This window comes from Formosa sp. Hel3_A1_48 (assembly GCF_001735715.1).
In the GTDB taxonomy this organism is placed as follows: Bacteria; Bacteroidota; Bacteroidia; order Flavobacteriales; family Flavobacteriaceae; genus UBA3537.
The window spans coordinates 75054-94986 of sequence record NZ_CP017259.1; the positions used below are offsets into that span (position 1 = coordinate 75054).

A 19933-nucleotide genomic window follows, 5' to 3' on the forward strand; every position below is an offset into this window, starting at 1 on the left:
ATTTTAAGTAGCAACAAAAATACAAACTTCCAATCAATAGAAGTGAAGAAAATTCTAAATATTTAGGGCAGTTGTGTGCTTCACTTCATTGATCATGAACATACTGTGTGTACTCCCAATATGATTTAAATTTGTGAGTTTTTCAATCATAAATTTTCGATAAGATTCCATGTCTTTTACATGAACCTTGAGCAAGTAATCATAATCACCACTTAGGTGATAACATTCCAAAACCTCATCAATAGCAATCACTTCACGTTCAAATTGCTTTACGTTATCTTGGGTGTGCTGTACAAGTTTCACATGACAGAATGCTACAAAAGATTTATCTACTTTTTCTTTAGAGACTAAAGCAACATATCCTTGAATAAAGCCCGTTTTTTCAAGTTTTTTGATACGTTCGTACACAGCGGTTACAGAAAGTGCTAAATTTGCAGAAAGCGCTTTATTTGTTAATTTAGCGTCTTTTTGTAAGAGGCGTAAAATTTTCAAGTCTATTTCGTCGAGTTTCATATTGAAAAAAAATCATGATTAAGTTAAATATTGTCAAAAATATAAATTTTTTGTCTAAAAAATTTATATTTTTAGATTTATTTTCTATTTAAATAAATATTCATTGTTTTTATGTCATAATTTTTAGTTATTTGACTTAAAATAATCATAATTATTATGAAACCAGCAGACTTCATTCAAGACTTACAGTATTTCGGTGAATTTGGAGGAATAAATCCTTCCATTTCTGATTCTTCAACCTACACCTTTCTGTCCGCTAAAACCATGTTTGACACTTTTGAAGGCAACGCAGACGGTTGTTATTTGTATTCAAGACATAGCTCCCCGTCAAACCTTTACTTAGGAGAAGCATTGGCTGCAATGGAAGGAACAGAGACTTCAAATGTATCAGCTTCAGGAATGGGCGCAATAACAGCCGTACTCATGCAGCTGTGTGCGGCTGGAGATCATATCGTATCGAGCCGAACAATATACGGAGGCACCTACGCTTTTCTAAAAAACTTTACACCTAAACTTAATATTAAAACAAGTTTTGTTGATATTACAAGTCTTAAATCAGTTGAAGCCGCGATTACAAGTCAAACAAAAGTGCTTTACTGTGAGTCTGTAAGCAATCCGCTTCTTGAAGTCGCTGATATTGAAGCCCTTTCAGTAATTGCTAAAAAACACAACCTTCAACTTGTTGTTGACAACACCTTCTCCCCTTTATCCATTTCGCCAAAACAGCTTGGTGCAGATATAATTATTCATAGCCTAACAAAATTTATCAATGGCGCAAGTGATACAATTGGAGGTGTGGTATGTGGCACACAGGAGCTCGTAGATAACTTACGTAATGTAAACGATGGAGCTGCAATGCTTTTCGGAGCTACAATGGACAGTCTACGCGCGGCGTCTATTCTTAAAAACTTAAGAACTTTACATATAAGAATGAAACAACACAGTGCCAACGCCATGTATTTAGCAAAGCAATTTGAATCTTTAGGCGTCAAAACTGTATATCCTGGACTAGACACACACCCTTCACATAATGTGTTTAAACGCCAAATGAATACAGAATTTGGGTATGGCGGCATGCTAACTATTGACGTTGGAACACTTGAAAAAGCCAATGCCTTGATGGAGTTAATGCAAGGGAAAAATTTAGGGTATTTAGCGGTTAGTCTTGGTTTTTATAAAACGCTCTTCAGCGCACCAGGATCGTCTACATCTTCCGAAATTCCTGAGGATGAGCAAAAGGAAATGGGCTTAAGCCCAGGACTGATTCGCTTTTCTGTTGGATTGGATAATGATATTAAGCGAACATTCAAATCAATGAGCGCTTGTATGAAATCTGTGGGCGTACTTTAAGTATCTAAATTCCTTTAATACGGTTCCAGAAATTTAAAACGTCCTCTTCGTCAGGATTCACTGGGTAAAATGGCGCTGCAATCCAACGCTCATTTACCTTTTCAATTGAAAAACTAAAAACAGATGAATTTGGATCGTTTTCATCCATCAATGGATATCTTAAATCTTTAAAAATAAAAACTCCTCGCTCAGCAGACTCTGTTACACTGTAAAACCCATTACTAAACCAAATTAAGGTTTGAATATCTTTGTCATTTGTAGGAATTAGGTTGTGATTTTTTGGAATGCGCTGCCATTTCTTTGGATAATCCGACTCATCGAATATGGAATAAAGGGCTACATAATAATCAGATTTAGATTCAGCAATACCATACCAAAGTACATTATTCAGGATCGTTGGCTGGCACCTAAACCGACTATATACAATCTTTTGATTTTCTAATGAAGATTTAAATACAGTGGAGATGTATGTCTTATTAATAAAGGTTGTCAGCATATATAACGAACTTACCACTATACCAAAGTTTAATATGGTACGCCTTGGCTTTGAATTGCGTTTGAAAAACAACAACAAAACAAGACTCAACAAAAACGGAACAGTATATAAAGGATCTGCAACAGAAATATTATCAAAAGCTACTCTATAAGATGAGAAAGGAGCAAATAACTGTGTACCATAGGCGGTAAAACAATCCAAAATAGGATGTGTGAAAATCGACCAAAAAAATAAGCTAATCCAATTTTTTCTTGTAGTAAGCCCTTTTCGACTTCCGCGATCAAAAGACCAAAACAGAAAATAGCCTAAAAGAATACTTGAAATAACTGCAAACGGAATAGAATGCATAAACCCTCTATGGAAGGCCATAGCCTGAATTTCATTACTGTAAAGCCATTTTCCTACAAAAACGTCAAGATCAGGGAGCGTACCTCCTATAGCACCAAAAAAAAGGGCTTTATTGCCAATTTTTTTTCCCAAAACTACTTCACCGCAGGCGGCACCCAAAACAATTTGTGTAAGTGAATCCATAAATAAAGACAAAAGTACATATCTGTTGTAGTTTCTGTTGTGGTTTTAACTAAATTTTATTTAAAAAAAATGAAAAAAATAAAATTCAACATCTTTTTGTGATAATTTCTTAAAAATTGTAATATTACAACACATATGAAAGCAGCTAGTGTCGTAGAAATTAGAAAAGAGTTAGCGGGTTTGGATAAAGAAAGTATAAAACAACTTTGTTTACGTCTGGCGCGCTTCAAACTTGAAAACAAGGAACTACTAACATACCTCCTGTTTGAAGCTGACAATGAGGAAGGTTACATAAACAGCATTAAAACTCAACTAGACGATCATTTTAATGAGATCAATACCAACAGCTATTTTTACATTAAAAAGAGTGTACGAAAAATTTTACGTCGTGTCAGAAAGTTTTCTCGTTATTCAAACTGCCCTGAAACAGAAGTTGAGCTACTCCTCTATGTTTGTCATCAAATGCTAAAAATAAAACCCTCAGTTTTGAAGAACAAAACATTAACAAATATATTTAATCGCCAGATTGAATTGATTCAAAAAAAGACATCAAAACTTCATGAAGATTTACAATACGAGTACAATCTTCAGATTGAAGATTTAAAATCATAAACAATGAATATATTAGGAATAGATATTGGTGGGTCTGGGATAAAAGGCGCTATTGTAGACACAAAAAAAGGAGAATTAATTAGTGATCGTATTCGTATACCCACACCAAAACCTGCCACACCTGAAGCTATTTCCGAAGTTATAAAAACCATCTGTCAACAACTTCAATGGAGCAATATTGTTGGGGTTTCGTTTCCGACGATCATAAAGAAAGGTCGAGCGATGCATTTCGGAAATTTAGATAAATCTTGGAAAGGGACACAAGTGGATAAATTGTTTGAACAACACTCCAATAATCCTTTTTTTGTGGTGAATGATGCCGATGCTGCCGCTATGGGAGTTATGGAATTTGGCGTAGGGAAAGCAGAAAAAGGGTTAGTGATCACCATAACGCTTGGAACTGGTATTGGATCTGGAGTATTTTTTAATGGAGAGTTACTATCAAATTTTGAATTGGGGAGGCTTTACGGTAAAAAAGGGGATATAATGGAACTATTTGCTTCAGATGCCGCTCGAAAACGCAACGATTGGGATTTTAAAAAATGGGGTAAACGTCTGAATTTTTTCCTATCACATATTGAAAAAAGCTTTAATCCAGATTTAATAATCATAGGAGGTGGTGTTAGTAAAAAAATAGATCATTTCAAACGCTATATTGACATTGAAACCCCTTTTAAATCTGCAGAACTAAAAAATAATGCTGGTATTGTGGGCGCTGCACTCTTTGCCAAAAGGAGCAGCCTCTGAATTCAGAAAGAATTAACTTAAAATTCGAAAAATAAGTTCTTGGTACAAATCTAATGGTTTTAGATTCGCACCAACCCCTTTGCTTTTGACATCTATGGTGCGTAAGGTCTGAAAAACGCTACTGATGCGGCGCATAGGGAAGTTTTTAGCAGCAGCTGTGTAATCATTTAAAAAATAAGGGTTCACTCCAATAGCCCTAGAAAGCACTTTAGGATTGCGGTCATTTACAGTGTGAAGAATCATTAATTTTGAAAAAAAGCTGTATAAAGTAGCCACCGTAAGGACCATAGGGTGCTGATTTGGATTTTCTGAAAAATAGCGTACAATTTGGTAGGCTTTCTTTTGGTCGAGTTGCGCTATGGCTTTTTGCAATTCAAAATTATTAAAGTCTTTAGAAATTCCAATATTGATTTGAATAAGCTCTGGCGTAATTAAATCATTATCGCCCATGACCAATTGAAGCTTGGATAATTCATTTGAAATTTTAGCTAAATCATTTCCTAGAAACTCACTTAGCAAATAGCTGGCCTTTGGCGTAATCTTAAGATTCATTTTCTGCAATTCTCCACTTATCCAAGAAGGAATTTTACTGTCATATATTTTTTTACTTTCAAAAACAACATGTGCTTTAGATAATGCCTTGTACAAAGCTTTTCTTTTATCAATCGATTTATACTTGTAGCAAATAACCAAAGTAGTTGTGTGTTGAGGGTTTTTAACATAAGGCAGTAAATCCTCTATGGTTCTGCTTAAATTTTGAGCCTCTTTAACAACAATCACTTGACGCTCAGCCAGCATAGGGAAACGCTTTGCACTAGATACAATAGCGTCTATTGAAGTATCTTTACCATAGATTGTCGTCTGATCAAAACCACGTTGTGTCTCATCCAATACAGAAGTTTCAATAAATGTTGAAATTTGATCAATAAAAAATGCTTCCTCACCCATTAAAAAATACAGCGGACGAATATCCCCGGCTTTTATTTCATTTAAAATTGATTGAACGGTATGCATTTAGAAAAAATTTAGCAAATTTGTATTGTGAAAAAACTCAATTTTCCATCTTACAAATTTAGGTTCAAAAATAGCGAAAATAATATGCAAATCTTTGATGAAGTGCGTAAAAAATTTGTAGTGCTACAACCTGAAGAATGGGTTCGCCAACATTGTTTGCACTTTATTTTGAAAGAAAAAAAGTACCCCATTTCACTTGTTAGCATTGAAAAACAACTACTTGTTCACGGGCAAAAGAAGCGTTACGATATTGTTGTTTACAATAAGGACGGCAGCGTGCACTGTATTGTTGAATGCAAAGCGCCTAATATTGAAATCAATCAAGAGGCCTTTGATCAAATTGCGCAATACAATATTAGCTTGAACACCACCTACATGATGATCACTAATGGGGTAAATCATTATTATTGTACGATGCATAAACCATCCAAAACATATCGTTTTTTAGAATCTCTTCCTGAATATTCACAACAACACAAACGTATTTGAAATTAGCGATTATCATACTAAATTGGAATGGAAAAAAACTTTTAAACGAGTTTTTACCCTCTGTGATTGAATTCAGCAAAGGCCACGATATATATGTAGTTGACAATGCCTCAAAAGACGACTCAGTTAAATTTCTTCAACAGAACTTTCCCAACGTCAATGCGATTGAGCTAAGCAAGAATTATGGCTACGCTGGTGGTTACAATAGAGCTGTACAACAAATTGATGCTGAATTATTGTGTTTCCTAAACTCAGATGTTAGGGTAAGTGAAAATTGGCTTAAACCAATTATAAAATCTTTCAAAAAAGACAGGACTATTGCTATTGCACAACCGAAGATACTAGATCAAAAAAATCCAGATCTCTTCGAATATGCTGGAGCAGCCGGAGGTTTTATTGACCAACTTGGATACCCTTATTGTCGCGGTCGGATTTTTGATACCATCGAAGCTGATCATGGACAATACAACGACGAATGTCCTATATTTTGGGCTTCAGGCGCTTGTTTTTTTATCCGAAAAAATATTTTTGTAGATCTTGACGGATTTGATGAGACCTTTTTCGCCCACATGGAAGAGATAGATTTGTGTTGGCGTGCACATAACTTAAAACAAAATGTAAAATACATAGGATGTTCAACGGTTTTTCATTTAGGGGGTGCTAGTTTATCAAAAAACAATCCCAAGAAAACATTTTACAACTTTAGGAACAGTCTTTTCGCCCTAACAAAAAATTCAAATCGTCCCCTATTCACTACTATTTTGTTGCGTTTGATACTAGATGGTTTTGCTGGTATTTATTTTTTACTTTCTGGAAAAATTACACACACACTAGCCATCATTAAGGCCCATGTAAGTTTTTACACTTCAATTCCAGATCTTTTAAAATTTAGAAATAAGCAACAACGCAGCTCATATGATAGCCATTCCTCAATTGTTTGGCGTTATTTTGTCAGAAAAAGAAAAATATTTTAAAGCTACACAAATCGTTAATTAATTTAAATTCTATATAATTTAGAACGTTATTTTTTTTAAATTTGTAAAAGAACTTTTAATATATTTCAAGATGAAAAAGCTATGTACTCTGGGACTAATGTCCGCCCTGATTTTATCCTCCTGTGGACCTAATAAAGAACTTTTGGCAGCACAAGAAGAGCTAAAACAAACTAAAGATTTACTCAATACTACCGCTCTTAAACTAAATGTTTGTCTTTCTGACAAGGCAGCAGCTGATGCTAGTTTATCTGCGCTAAGAGAGCAACTAAAGGATCTTAGGAAAACAAATGACGCCCTTTTTAGCAGCACAAAAGACATGACTGTATTGACCACTAAAGGAGCTGAGAATCTTGAAAAAACTCTTGAAAGCCTTAAAGAAAGAGACCTGAAAATTAGTCGTTTACAAGACGCTGTAAGTAAAAAAGATAGCGTAACATTAGCCTTAATCTCTAGCCTAAAAAAATCAGTTGGTATAGATGATCCAGATATTGAGATTAATGTCGAGAAAGGCGTTGTCTTTATTTCTATTTCCGATAAGCTCTTATTTAAAAGCGGTAGCTATGTTGTCACCGAAAAAGCAAAAACAGTTTTAGGTAAAGTTGCAAAAGTTATTTCCGATAAACCTGATTTTGAAGCGATGATTGAGGGACACACCGACAGCAGAACGTTCAGCGATGGTGTGCTATTAGACAACTGGGATTTGAGTGTTAAACGTTCAACTTCAATAATTCGTGAACTTGAAAAACTAGGCGTTAACTCAGCTCAACTTATCGCCGCTGGAAGGAGTAGCTTCGTTCCACTAGTGGATAATGAAACAGCTGAAAACAGAGCAAAAAATAGACGTACTCGCGTAGTTGTTATGCCAAAAATAGACCAATTTTATGATATGATTGAAAAAGAAATGAAACAACTTTCAGGACAATAATATATCCAATAAAACCACAAAAAAAGCCCGCCTTTTGGATGGGCTTTTTATTTGAAAGCTAATTCGATTGATTTATCTTTGCAATGAATAAAACAAGTTTATGAAAATTTCTTACAACTGGATCAAGCAATATGTTAATACAGAATGGTCGCCCGAAAAAACATCTGAATTACTCACCGACTTAGGTCTCGAAGTTGAGGGTACTGAAGTGTTCCAATCGGTAAAAGGAGGCTTAGAGGGGATTGTTGTTGGAGAAGTTTTGGATTGCACACAACACCCCAATGCAGATCGATTAAAACTAACTAGCGTAAACGTTGGTGACAATGAACCTCTGAAAATTGTTTGTGGCGCTCCAAATGTAGCTAAAGGACAAAAAGTTGCTGTTGCTACAATAGGAGCAACTTTGTACACTGCTGAAGGTGAGCTATGGAAAATCAAAAAAGGGAAAATAAGAGGAGAAGAAAGTCATGGAATGCTCTGTGCAGAGGATGAACTTGGACTCGGGACAGGCCATGAAGGTATACTCGTATTAGACAATGATTTAAAAGTAGGAACAGCATTGTCAGATTATTTTGAAGTAGAAGACGACATTGTTTTTGAAATTGGATTAACTCCCAACAGAGCCGATGCAATGAGTCATTTTGGAACAGCAAGAGATTTACGCGCTGGCCTTATTCAAAATGGCCTCAATCCAGAACTAATGAGCCCGTCAGTTTCTGGATTTCACGTCAATAGCCGTACACTTAAAATAGATATTGATGTCAAAGATAAAATTAAAGCTCCTCGCTACTGTGGCGTGACAATTTCTGGAGTGAAAGTAGACAACTCCCCTACCTGGCTTCAAAATAAGCTAAAAGCTATTGGTTTAGTGCCAATCAATAACATTGTAGATATCACTAACTTTGTATTACATGGCTTAGGACAACCGCTACATGCTTTTGATGCGGATAAAATTACTGACAAAAAGGTGATAGTCCGAACGGCACACAAAAATGAAAAATTTACTACTTTGGATAATGTAGAACGTAAACTACACCAAGATGATTTAGTGATTTGTAATTCAAAACAACCCATGTGTATTGCTGGAGTCTTTGGTGGTTTAAACTCTGGTATTAGTACGACAACTACAAACATTTTTCTAGAATCTGCATACTTTGATCCTGTAAGTATTCGAAAAACTGCCAAAAGACATGGATTAAGCACAGATGCCTCATTTCGATTTGAACGCGGCATAGATCCTAACATTACAAAATATGCGCTAAAGTATGCCGCACTTCTTATTACTGAAATTGCTGGCGGTGAAATATCTAGTGATATTAGGGATGAATATCCCAGCAAAATTGAAGATACTCAAGTACTTTTAAGTTATAAAAACATCACCAATATCATTGGTCAGGAAATCCCTAAGGAGACCATTAAACAGATTTTAACTTCCTTAGAAATAAAAGTCAATAGCGTAACAGAAGCTGGATTAGGACTAACTATTCCTGCCTACAGAAATGATGTACAAAGGGAAATTGATGTAATTGAAGAAATCCTGCGTGTTTATGGTTACAATACTATTGAATTTACAAATAAACTAAATGCTTCCATTTCAAATTCTACAAAAAAAGAACAACATCTTGTAGAAAACAAAATTGCAGATCATTTAGTTAGTCTAGGATTTTATGAAATCATGACTAATTCTCTTACTGCTGAAAAACATATTGGATTAAGTTCCGAATTGGCTGAGGATAATTATGTAAAGATTTTAAACCCGCTGAGCAATGATTTATCCTTGCTGCGTAGATCTGTGTTGTTTTCAGGACTTGAAGCCTTGGCGTTTAATTTGAACCGTCAACAGGCAAACCTCAAGATGTTTGAATTCGCTAAAACATATCATCGATTTGATGACAAACGCGAGGAGTTTAAGCATTTGGGGCTTTTTATGTCTGGTAGCAAAACTACAGAAAGCTGGACCACTTCTCCTTCAAGTATTGATTTCTTTTACCTTAAGGGAATAATATCCTCAATTTTTGAAAAAATAGGCCTCAAAAATTTGAAAGCAAAACCGACAAAAAATGACGTATTTGAAGAAAGTTTAGCATTGGCAATTGGTAAGACTAATGCCGTTGAGTTTGGGATCGTAAAGCAAAGTATATGTAAAGCCTTCGGAATTGAACAGCAAGTACTTTTTGCAGATTTCAATTGGGATTTGGTTTTCAGTTGTATTAAATCAAACAAAGTAAAGTTTAAACCTATTTCTAAATTTCCAGAAGTACGTCGCGATTTTGCTTTACTCATCAACGAGGATATTACTTTTGATACGATTTATCAAATTGCAAAAAAAACGGATAGTAAAATCCTTACAGATATAAACTTATTTGATGTTTATAAAGGAAAGAATCTTCCAGAAGGGAAGAAAAGCTATGCTGTAAGTTTTATGCTAAAAGACGACTCTAAAACGCTTACAGATAAACAAATTGACAAGCTCATGAGTAAACTTCTTAAAAAGTTTGAAAGTGAAATTGGAGCCGTTTTGCGTTAGAATACAATTATTTTAATTAAACCTCTTTGGCAGCTAAGTAACGCTCTGCATCTAAAGCAGCCATACAGCCTGTTCCGGCAGCTGTAACCGCCTGTCTGTATACATGATCTGCTGCATCGCCGCTTACAAAAACGCCAGGAATATTTGTTTTCGAAGTGCCGGGCTCATTTATAATGTATCCTGTTTCATCAAGTTTTAAGAAATCTTTAAAAATATCAGTATTTGGCTTGTGACCTATAGCTACAAAAAACCCAGTTGCTTCAATATCCACTTCTGATCCGGTTTTATTGTTACGCACTTTTACTCCTGTCACCAATTGACCATCTCCAATGACTTCTACAGTTTCAGTATTGAACATTATATCTATATTTTCTGTGTTGATCACCCGGTTAGCCATAATTTTTGAAGCTCTAAATACATCGCGACGAACCAACATTGTAACTTTTGAACATAACTTGGATAAATAATGAGCTTCTTCGCAAGCAGAATCACCTGCACCAACAATAACAACTTCTTGGTTTCGATAAAAGAAACCATCACAAACCGCACAGGCCGAAACCCCTCCACCAAGCTTTAAGTATTTCTGCTCAGACTCAAGGCCTAAATATTTTGCAGAGGCACCTGTTGATATAATAACTGTTTCACAATGGATCTCTTTAGTACCATTAACCCAGACTTTGTGAATATCACCAGAAAAATCAACTTTTGTGATCCAACCATCACGCACGTCAGAGCCAAAACGTTCGGCTTGAGCCTTCAATTCAAGCATCATTTCAGGGCCTGTAACTCCCTCAGGATAACCTGGAAAATTTTCGACTTCGTTTGTAGTGGTTAATTGTCCTCCTGGCTGAGTCCCTTGATACAATACCGGATTCATATTGGCGCGAGCGGCATAAATGGCAGCTGTATAACCCGCAGGTCCAGAGCCAATAATTAAACATTTTAGAGATTCTATAGTTTCAGACATGGTTCAAAATTTAGAGTACAAAAATAGATGTTTTATCCATAAATAAAACCTTAAGTTATCAACAGAATTCACAAACTTATTAATTGTGATGAAGTAAAAAATCTTAACTTTGTTCAAATAGCAAATTGGATTATTATGATTACTATTGGAGTTTATGGGGGTACTGGAAGTGGAAAAACTACCATTGTATCAAAAATTATTTCTGAGTTCCCAACAAACGAAATTCAGGTGATATCTCAAGATTCCTATTATAAAGACACCTCACACCTTACTTTCGAGGAACGTTGTGCCCTTAATTTTGACCATCCTGATGCAATAGATTTCCCATTGCTTTATCAACATGTAAACTCACTCAAAAATGGGGACAACATAGAACAACCGGTTTATTCTTTTGAAACACATAACCGAACAAAAGAGACTGTAACTGTTGTGCCAAAAAAAATATTGATTATTGAAGGCATTCTGATATTGAATTACCCAAAACTTAGAAGTTTATTTGATCTGAAAATTTATATAGATGCAGACAGTGATATGCGTATGGAAAGGCGAGTAAGTAGAGATATTTCTGAACGTGGAAGAACACCAGAAGAAGTTCTAAATCGATACCTAAATACCCTAAAGCCTATGCATAAACAGTTTATCGAACCCATGAAAGTGCATGCTGATATAACTTTAGAAAATCATCAAAATACTCCACTAAACCTCTCTGAGCTCATTGATAAAATAAAAACATTATCCAAATGAAATCAACTTTAAAATTACTTAAGAATACGCTTAAACCCTTCCGAAATATATTTTTAGTAGTTACTGTTATTTTTATAGTCTGGATGCTTTTTTTTGATGCTAATTCTTGGCTAATTCATAGAGAATTAAACAAAGAAATTGAGGCTTTAAATACCAAAAAAGAATTTTATAAGCGTGAAATTAAATCCGACACCAAGGAAATAAAAAAACTTCAAACTCCTCAGGGTATTGAAAAATATGCCCGTGAAAATTACAATATGAAAAAGGAAAATGAAGACATTTATATCATTGCCAGAGACACATTAAAACAATCTGAATGAAATTTGACGAGTTTGAAAGCCAATCTTCAAAAGCATGGAAACAGCGTATTCAATATGAGCTTGACGGTGCGGATTTCAATACCAATCTCGTTTGGAATTCACTAGAAGGCATTGATGTCAAGCCATTTTACCACGCAGATTCAAGCGAACAGCCCCTAGCGATACCTCATCAATCAGACGGATGGAAAATTGGAGAATACATCTATGTTCAAAACACAAAATCAGCAAATAAAAAAGCTCTAAAGTGCTTAAGTAAAGGAACTGAAAGTATTTATTTTATACTTCCAAAAGCATCTATTTGCATTGATGAGCTCCTCAATGGTATCGTTGATTTTACAGTAAGAATTTATCTAGAATTAAATTTTTCTACTGCAGATTTTTTAACAAAAATTGACACTAAATTATTTAAATCTCATTCAACTATTTTTCTTGTAAACGACTCTATCGGACACTTATGTAAAAGCGGAAATTGGTATAAAAATAAGCTTAAAGACTTCAGTGATACATTAGGATTATGCAATGCGACTGAAGGAGTGAACTCTGTGTTTTCTGTTGATATAGCACTATATCAAAATGCAGGTGCGTCAATGGTACAACAACTCGCATATGGACTTGCACATGCACATGAGTATATTCTTGAGTATAAAGATGTTATGCCTGATCAAGTAGTATTTAAAGTTGCTGTTGGGGGAAATTATTTCTTTGAAATTGCGAAGCTTCAAGCCTTGAGATGGTTATGGGATAGCTTAATCAAAGACTACGATTTGAGCGCTAGATGTCATATTATCGCTGAACCGAGTAAACGCAACAAGACAATTTATGAATACAATATGAATATGTTGCGTACAACGACCGAAATCATGAGCGCAGCATTGGGTAGTAGTGATACCATCATAAATTTACCCTATGATGTACTTTACCACAAAGACAATGAATTTGGCAGACGCATCTCCAGAAATCAACTACTGATTTTAAAGCACGAGAGTAAATTTAGTGCTGTAACCAACCCAACGATGGGTGCTTATTACATTGAAGAACTTACTAATCAGTTCGCAGAAAAGGCCTTAGCACTCTTTAAAGACATAGAAAAACAAGGCGGGTTTCTGAAGCAATTAATTGATGGGACAATACAAAAAAAAATAAAGGAATATGCTAAAAAAGAACAAGATAGTTTTGACAACAATAATCAAGAGCTGGTAGGCATACATATTCAACAAAACATCGATGAAAAAATAAAAGCACAACTTGAACTTTATCCCTTTGTTAAACATCAACCGCGCAAAACATTGATTGAGCCTATCATTGCTAAAAGAATTGCAGAATCCATAGAGAAAAAGCGTTTGGGTAATGAGTAGAAAAAATATACAACATATAAAACTCTCCTCCAATCTGAATGTCAAGAACAGTAACAGAGCAAATACAAATATTTATTCAAAGGAAGATTTAGATCACACAAAACATTTGGGTTTTGGCGCAGGAAGCCCGCCGTTCTTGAGAGGGCCCTATTCCACAATGTATGTAAGACGACCTTGGACCATACGTCAATATGCTGGGTTTTCTACAGCTGAGGACTCCAACAACTTCTATAAAAAAAACCTTGCAGCAGGCCAGAAAGGTCTGTCTGTGGCCTTTGATCTACCTACGCATAGAGGTTATGATAGTGATCATGAACGAGTAATTGGAGATGTTGGAAAAGCTGGAGTGGCAATTGACTCCGTTGAAGATATGAAAATTCTTTTTGATCAAATTCCATTGGACAAAATGAGTGTATCAATGACAATGAATGGTGCAGTTTTACCCATCATGGCTTTTTACATTGTAGCAGCACAAGAACAAGGAGTAAATCTCGATGAGCTTAGTGGCACAATACAAAATGACATTCTCAAGGAATTTATGGTTCGCAACACCTACATATACCCTCCAACTCCTTCGATGCATATTATTGGTGAGATTTTTGAATACTGCAGCAAAAACATGCCAAAATTCAACAGCATCAGTATCTCTGGTTACCATATGCAGGAAGCAGGTGCACCGCCAGAAATTGAACTGGCATATACGCTTGCTAATGGCTTAGAATATTTGAAAAAAGGGCTCGAAATCGGATTGGATATTGATAAATTCGCTCCGCGTTTGTCGTTTTTTTGGGGTATTGGAATGGATCATTTTATGGAAATTGCTAAAATGCGTGCCGCTAGGGTATTATGGGCTAAGATTGTTAAACAATTTAATCCTAAAAACCCGAAGTCTATGGCTTTGAGAACCCATTGTCAAACAAGTGGCTGGAGTCTTACAGAACAAGATCCCTTTAACAATGTTGCAAGAACATGTATAGAAGCTACTTCAGCAGTGTTTGGCGGAACTCAAAGCTTACATACTAATGCACTAGATGAAGCTATTGCATTACCTACAGACTTTTCTGCACGAATCGCGAGAAACACTCAATTGTACCTCCAAAAAGAGACCCAAATCATCAAAACTGTTGATCCTTGGGCTGGCAGTTATTACGTAGAGTCATTGACACATCAAATCATTGAAAAAGCTTGGGAGATAATCCAAGATATTGAACAACAAGGTGGAATGACTAAAGCTATTGAAGTTGGAATACCAAAGTTAAAAATTGAAGAAGAAGCCGCTAAAAAACAAGCCCATATTGACTCTGGGCAAAATATAATTGTGGGGGTCAATAAGTTTAAACTAGAAAACGAGGACCCCTTACATATATTGGAAGTCGACAATGACTTGGTAAGAAAGCAGCAAATTAATCGTTTAAAACAGATTAAAGCCAAACGAAATCAAGAGGAAGTAGATCTATGGTTGAATAAACTTAGTACTGCAGCGAGGGATAAAGGAGAAAATTTATTAGCTTTAGCAGTGGAAGCTGCAAGAGTTCGAGCAACTTTGGGCGAAATTAGTACAGCGCTTGAAACAGTATTTGGGCGGTATCAAGCAAAAATTAAATCTATTTCAGGGGTGTATAAAAAAGAATTAAAAAATGATGAGTCTTTTGAAAAAGCCAAGCTATTAGCTGATCAGTTTGCAGAGAGTGAAGGCAGGAGACCGCGCATCATGATCGCTAAAATGGGGCAAGACGGACACGACAGAGGTGCTAAAGTTGTTGCTACTGGCTATGCAGATCTTGGTTTCGATGTTGATATAGGTCCTTTGTTCCAAACAGCAGAAGAAGCAGCAAAACAAGCAGTAGAAAATGATGTGCATATATTGGGTATATCTACATTAGCAGGAGGACATAAGACACTGGTCCCTAAAGTAATAAATCATTTAAGAAAAATGAACCGTGAAGATATTATGGTCATTGTTGGTGGCGTTATTCCCAAACAAGATTATCAAGTACTTTTCGATGCAGGCGCAGTTGCAATATTTGGACCTGGAACAAAAATAAGTGATGCTGCAATAGCTGTTTTGGAAATATTGATTAATTAGCTATATTTACAAGCCTTTACCTACCAATTTCTTCGTCTCAAGATTTTAAAGTGCAAGTTGATCCCCAAATCGATTATGCTGAAATCAAAAACAATTGCAATTGCAAACCAGAAAGGTGGTGTAGGTAAAACCACCACGGCTATTAACCTGGCCTCTGCCTTAGGTATTCTCAACCATAAAGTCCTCTTGATTGACGCTGATCCACAAGCTAATACAAGTTTAGGATTGGGAACAAAAATTCCGTGTGAAAAATCCTTGGTCCATCTTTTTGACGAAAAGAGCAGTGCACTACAACAAATCACGCAAACACATAGCCCAAACCTAGACCTAATCCCCAGTTCAGTGAACTTGGCGGATTTGGAAATCAATAACATAAACAAAAATGTCTTTAAGCTAAAAAAAGCGCTTGATGGAATAAAAAACAAATACGATTACCTAATAATAGACTGTTCCCCTTCACTTGGTTATATATCGGTTAACTCATTTATTGCTGCAGATTCTATTTTAATTCCTATCCAATGCGAATATTTAGCGATGGAGGGTCTAAACAAACTATTGAAAACCATCAAAGAAATAAAAGTAAATTTTAATAAAGAGCTCGAAATAGAAGGCTTTTTGATTACTATGTACGATAAACGCTTAAAACACAATCAACACATCATAAACGAACTCAAAGCGTATTTTGATGATTTAGTTTTCAAAACTGTCATCAAAAGAAACGTAAGTTTGAGTGAAGCTCCAAGCTTCGGAACCAACATTTTTGACTATAAAATTGAAAGTATTGGTTCTGAAGATTACCTAAATCTATCCCGTGAAATAATTACAAACCGAAATAAGATGAAAAACACAACAAAAACACTCGGAAAAACAATCCAGCAAATCATGAACGACAACAAAGAAACTAATGTTGTTGAAACGTCAATACGTAAGAACCATTTAAAACACTTTGAACCTTTTGACGTAAAAAAGAAAAACTTTAATAAACTTAAAAATTTGACCAAGGAAGAGGTTATAAAACGTCTAGGACTAGTTTACAACGACATACACTCAAATATCTGGATGTACCGCGTTTCGGAAAGAGCTACGGTTTTTAGAAAGAATTTCCTATACTTAACTTTCATCAATAATCGAGTTCACTCGATAGAACTAAGACGCTTCAGACGTGGGTAAAATTCAAAGATAAAAATTGTTGAAAACCTTATAAATATTGATTTTAATTCCACGTAAATAATTGTATTTTTGAAGGTACAAAAGGTCTAAACTCCATGGGTAAAATCATAGCAATTGCAAATCAAAAAGGCGGCGTAGGAAAAACTACAACAACGGTCAACTTAGCAGCTTGCCTAGGAGTTCTTGAAAAAAAAGTTTTACTCATCGATGCCGATCCTCAGGCCAATGCTAGCTCAGGACTTGGTATTAATGTTGAAACTGTTGAAAAAGGGACTTATCAATTATTAGAACACGATTGTACAGCAACAGAGGCCATACAAAAAACTACAGCAGCTAATGTTGACATCATACCAGCCCACATAGATCTTGTAGCCTCAGAAATAGAACTCGTTCAAGTTGAGAAACGCGAATATATGCTCCAGAGCGCACTCAACTCTGTAAAAGATCAATACGATTTTATTCTAATCGATTGTGCTCCATCTTTGGGATTGCTAACCTTAAACGCACTGACAGCAGCAGATTCAATTATTATACCCATTCAATGTGAGTACTTCGCTTTAGAAGGCTTGGGAAAACTACTCAACACCATAAAAAGTGTACAAAGAATCCACAACGCTAATTTAGACATTGAAGGCCTTTTGCTTACTATGTATGATTCTAGGCTAAGATTGTCAAACCAAGTAGTTGAAGAAGTTCAAAATCACTTTCATGATATGGTGTTCAAAACTATTATACAACGAAATGTGCGGCTGAGCGAAGCTCCAAGCTTTGGAGAAAGTATAATTAATTACGATGTTAATAGTAAAGGTGCTTCAAATTACTTAAGTTTGGCCAAGGAAATCATCAGTAAAACATTAGCTAATGGCAAAGGCGATTAAAAAACAAGCTCTGGGACGCGGACTTTCTGCACTCTTGAACGAATCTACAAATGATTTTTCAAAAGTTGACCAAAAGGTAGCTAAAACTGCTGTAGGCTCCATCACAGAAATTGAACTAAATTCAATTGAAGTCAACCCTTTCCAACCGCGTTCAAAATTTAATGACGAGCAACTAAAAGAACTTGCAGCATCTATTCAAGAATTAGGGGTTATTCAACCGATTACTGTTCGTAAAATAAATGAAAATAAATTCCAACTACTTTCAGGCGAACGCCGTTTTAGGGCTTCAAAAATATTAAACAAAACAAGTATTCCTGCATACATTCGTCTAGCAAATGATCAAGAGGCTTTGGAAATGGCATTGGTGGAAAATATCCAAAGACAAGATCTTGACCCTATCGAAATTGCTATGAGCTATCAACGACTCATGGAGGAAGTAAAGCTAACTCAAGATCAGATGAGCCAAAGAGTTGGAAAAAAACGATCAACGATTGCCAACTACCTTCGTTTGCTAAAACTTGATCCTATTATTCAAACAGGAATGCGGGACGGCTTTATAAGTATGGGCCATGGTCGTGCCATAATAAACGTTCTAAAATCAACAGACCAACTTTCTATTTACGAACAAATTATCGCCAAAAAATTATCTGTTCGTGCCACAGAAGACCTCGTTAAAAGTCTAAACAATCCCAAATCATTTCCAAATAAAAACGCTCCAAATACTCCAAGCTTTGTCAAAAACGGAATCGCTGTAATATCTGATTTCTTTGGTAAAAAAATTAATATAAAAATGGGGAAAAAGGATAATGGCACCATAAGCATTCCTTTTCATTCCAAAGAAGATTATAAGCGTATTTTAAAACTTTTGAAGGGTGATCAATAGATTTAATGCTACATTATTTTGCCTTTTTATTTGCCTGGCAACTCTAGCGCAGAGCAACAAGGACGAACTAAATGAAACTGTCAGTCAAAACAAAAAAAACACATCTAGAGCATTAGACCCACTTCGGCCTGCTAAAGCAGCATTTTACTCAGCTGTTTTGCCTGGTCTTGGCCAAGCCTATAACAAAAAATTTTGGAAAATCCCTATTGTATATGGAGCAATAGGAACTGGATTGTATTTCTATTTAGACAACAATAAATTATACAAACAATACCGAAATGCGTATAAACGGCGCTTAGCTGGATTTACAGATGATGAATTTTATGGCCCTGGGGATACACCTTTTTTGTCGGACGAAGCCCTTATAAGGGCACAACGCACCCTTAAAAGAAATAAAGAACTTTCTATGTTGGTAACTGTTGGCCTTTATGTATTGAATATTATTGAAGCCAATGTTGATGCACATTTACTGCAATATAATTTAGATGAAAATTTAGCCCTAAAACCTTTTATGGATTTCAATAATCCAAATTATACAACTCAAATAGGTCTTTCCTTAGATATTAAATTTTAAGTTATGAAAATTGCTTTATTAGGCTATGGTAAAATGGGAAAAGTAATTGAAAAAATTGCAATTGACAGAGGACACGATGTGGTATTGAAAATTGACAAAAATGACAAGTCATTTGATATTAGTAAAGCTGACGTTGCTATAGACTTTAGTGTGCCTGCTGCTGCAGTAGGAAACATTAGTATGGCCTTAAACAACAAAGTCCCTGTTATTTCCGGAACAACAGGCTGGCTGGATCAGTTTGAAGAAATAAAAACCCTATGTAAAAAAACAAATGGAGCATTTATATACGCTTCTAATTTTAGTTTAGGAGTAAATTTATTTTTTGAACTCAACAAAGTTTTAGCAAAAATAATCACACCATTTGACGATTATAATGTACAAATTGAAGAAACACACCACACTCAAAAACAGGATGCTCCATCTGGAACAGCCATTACATTGGCTGAAGGCATCGCAGATGTATCTAATTACAAAGGATGGACATTAAGCCCTAAAAATGAGCCTAATAAAATTGAAATTGAAGCCAAACGTATAGAAAATGTTCCAGGCACCCACAAAATCAATTATGGTTCTGAAATCGATTCAATAGAAATTATTCATACAGCACATAATAGAAATGGTTTTGGATTGGGTGCAGTTGTAGCAGCCGAATGGATAGTAGGTAAAAAAGGGATATTTTCAATGAAAGACGTGTTAAATATTAAATAAGTTTGTAACAAATTTTAAAGCCTTACAACAAATATTAAAACTAAAAGAA

General features: G+C 35.4%; 19 protein-coding genes and 1 pseudogene. 16 read left to right on the plus strand and 4 right to left on the minus strand.

Annotated elements, in window-relative coordinates; genetic code table 11:
• Positions 1-54: 54 nt before the first annotated feature.
• A complete protein-coding gene (locus FORMA_RS00385; RefSeq protein ID WP_069673798.1) occupies positions 55-513 on the minus strand; it encodes an Lrp/AsnC family transcriptional regulator in 459 nt (152 codons plus the stop codon).
• Between the two features lie 150 nt (positions 514-663).
• Here FORMA_RS00385 and FORMA_RS00390 point away from each other — a divergent pair, with 150 nt between their 5' ends.
• On the plus strand, positions 664-1863 hold the full coding sequence (locus FORMA_RS00390) for an aminotransferase class I/II-fold pyridoxal phosphate-dependent enzyme (protein ID WP_157505999.1): 1200 nt from the start codon (positions 664-666) through the stop codon (positions 1861-1863).
• 4 nt (positions 1864-1867) lie between these two features.
• Here FORMA_RS00390 and FORMA_RS00395 read toward each other — a convergent pair whose 3' ends face one another.
• Positions 1868-2890 carry a metal-dependent hydrolase gene (locus tag FORMA_RS00395; RefSeq protein WP_069673800.1) on the minus strand — a complete coding sequence of 341 codons (1023 nt, stop codon included), beginning with the start codon at positions 2888-2890 and terminating at the stop codon, positions 1868-1870.
• Between the two features lie 135 nt (positions 2891-3025).
• On the opposite strand from FORMA_RS00395, the gene FORMA_RS00400 reads away from it, so the two are divergent.
• Positions 3026-3502 (plus strand): hypothetical protein, encoded by a 477-nt coding sequence (locus FORMA_RS00400; protein ID WP_069673801.1) that lies wholly within the window; start codon positions 3026-3028, stop codon positions 3500-3502.
• A gap of 3 nt (positions 3503-3505) precedes the next feature.
• The gene (gene ppgK / locus FORMA_RS00405; RefSeq protein ID WP_069673802.1) at positions 3506-4249 is read left to right on the plus strand and encodes a polyphosphate--glucose phosphotransferase; all 744 of its coding nucleotides are present in this window, start codon (positions 3506-3508) and stop codon (positions 4247-4249) included.
• Positions 4250-4261: 12 nt separating this feature from the next.
• On the opposite strand, the gene holA is transcribed toward ppgK, so the two are convergent.
• A complete protein-coding gene (gene holA / locus FORMA_RS00410; protein ID WP_069673803.1) occupies positions 4262-5263 on the minus strand; it encodes a DNA polymerase III subunit delta in 1002 nt (333 codons plus the stop codon).
• Between the two features lie 27 nt (positions 5264-5290).
• Between holA and FORMA_RS00415 the strand changes: the two genes are divergently transcribed.
• The 4 genes from FORMA_RS00415 to pheT all read left to right on the plus strand — a co-directional run bounded on the left by FORMA_RS00415 (position 5291) and on the right by pheT (position 10199).
• Complete coding sequence (locus FORMA_RS00415) at positions 5291-5752, plus strand: type I restriction enzyme HsdR N-terminal domain-containing protein (protein ID WP_069673804.1); 462 nt, start codon at positions 5291-5293, stop codon at positions 5750-5752.
• A complete protein-coding gene (locus tag FORMA_RS00420; protein ID WP_069673805.1) occupies positions 5749-6726 on the plus strand; it encodes a glycosyltransferase family 2 protein in 978 nt (325 codons plus the stop codon). The genes FORMA_RS00415 and FORMA_RS00420 overlap by 4 nt, the downstream gene beginning before the upstream one ends.
• 91 nt (positions 6727-6817) lie before the next feature.
• Positions 6818-7672: an OmpA/MotB family protein gene (locus FORMA_RS00425; protein ID WP_069673806.1), complete on the plus strand. Its 855-nt coding sequence runs from the start codon at positions 6818-6820 to the stop codon at positions 7670-7672.
• A 100-nt stretch (positions 7673-7772) separates the two neighbouring features.
• A complete protein-coding gene (gene pheT, locus FORMA_RS00430) occupies positions 7773-10199 on the plus strand; it encodes a phenylalanine--tRNA ligase subunit beta (RefSeq protein WP_069673807.1) in 2427 nt (808 codons plus the stop codon).
• Between the two features lie 16 nt (positions 10200-10215).
• Here pheT and trxB read toward each other — a convergent pair whose 3' ends face one another.
• Positions 10216-11166: a thioredoxin-disulfide reductase gene (trxB, locus tag FORMA_RS00435; protein ID WP_069673808.1), complete on the minus strand. Its 951-nt coding sequence runs from the start codon at positions 11164-11166 to the stop codon at positions 10216-10218.
• 135 nt (positions 11167-11301) lie between these two features.
• Between trxB and udk the strand changes: the two genes are divergently transcribed.
• The 9 genes and pseudogenes from udk to dapB all read left to right on the plus strand — a co-directional run bounded on the left by udk (position 11302) and on the right by dapB (position 19884).
• A complete protein-coding gene (udk, locus tag FORMA_RS00440) occupies positions 11302-11910 on the plus strand; it encodes a uridine kinase (RefSeq protein ID WP_069673809.1) in 609 nt (202 codons plus the stop codon).
• The gene (locus tag FORMA_RS00445) at positions 11907-12230 is read left to right on the plus strand and encodes an FtsB family cell division protein (RefSeq protein ID WP_069673810.1); all 324 of its coding nucleotides are present in this window, start codon (positions 11907-11909) and stop codon (positions 12228-12230) included. The genes udk and FORMA_RS00445 overlap by 4 nt, the downstream gene beginning before the upstream one ends.
• Positions 12227-13585 carry a methylmalonyl-CoA mutase subunit beta gene (locus FORMA_RS00450; RefSeq protein WP_069673811.1) on the plus strand — a complete coding sequence of 453 codons (1359 nt, stop codon included), beginning with the start codon at positions 12227-12229 and terminating at the stop codon, positions 13583-13585. The genes FORMA_RS00445 and FORMA_RS00450 overlap by 4 nt, the downstream gene beginning before the upstream one ends.
• A complete protein-coding gene (gene scpA, locus FORMA_RS00455) occupies positions 13578-15671 on the plus strand; it encodes a methylmalonyl-CoA mutase (RefSeq protein WP_069673812.1) in 2094 nt (697 codons plus the stop codon). Before FORMA_RS00450 ends, scpA begins: the two co-directional genes overlap by 8 nt.
• A gap of 75 nt (positions 15672-15746) precedes the next feature.
• Positions 15747-16508: pseudogene (locus FORMA_RS00460) on the plus strand (ParA family protein); the annotation flags it as partial.
• Between the two features lie 428 nt (positions 16509-16936).
• Positions 16937-17719, plus strand: a complete 783-nt coding sequence (locus tag FORMA_RS00465) for a ParA family protein (RefSeq protein ID WP_069673814.1) — start codon at positions 16937-16939, stop codon at positions 17717-17719.
• The gene (locus tag FORMA_RS00470; RefSeq protein WP_069673815.1) at positions 17703-18602 is read left to right on the plus strand and encodes a ParB/RepB/Spo0J family partition protein; all 900 of its coding nucleotides are present in this window, start codon (positions 17703-17705) and stop codon (positions 18600-18602) included. The genes FORMA_RS00465 and FORMA_RS00470 overlap by 17 nt, the downstream gene beginning before the upstream one ends.
• Positions 18592-19176 (plus strand): DUF5683 domain-containing protein, encoded by a 585-nt coding sequence (locus FORMA_RS00475; RefSeq protein ID WP_069673816.1) that lies wholly within the window; start codon positions 18592-18594, stop codon positions 19174-19176. The genes FORMA_RS00470 and FORMA_RS00475 overlap by 11 nt, the downstream gene beginning before the upstream one ends.
• A 3-nt stretch (positions 19177-19179) precedes the next feature.
• Complete coding sequence (gene dapB, locus FORMA_RS00480; RefSeq protein WP_069673817.1) at positions 19180-19884, plus strand: 4-hydroxy-tetrahydrodipicolinate reductase; 705 nt, start codon at positions 19180-19182, stop codon at positions 19882-19884.
• The last annotated feature ends 49 nt before the right edge of the window (positions 19885-19933 follow it).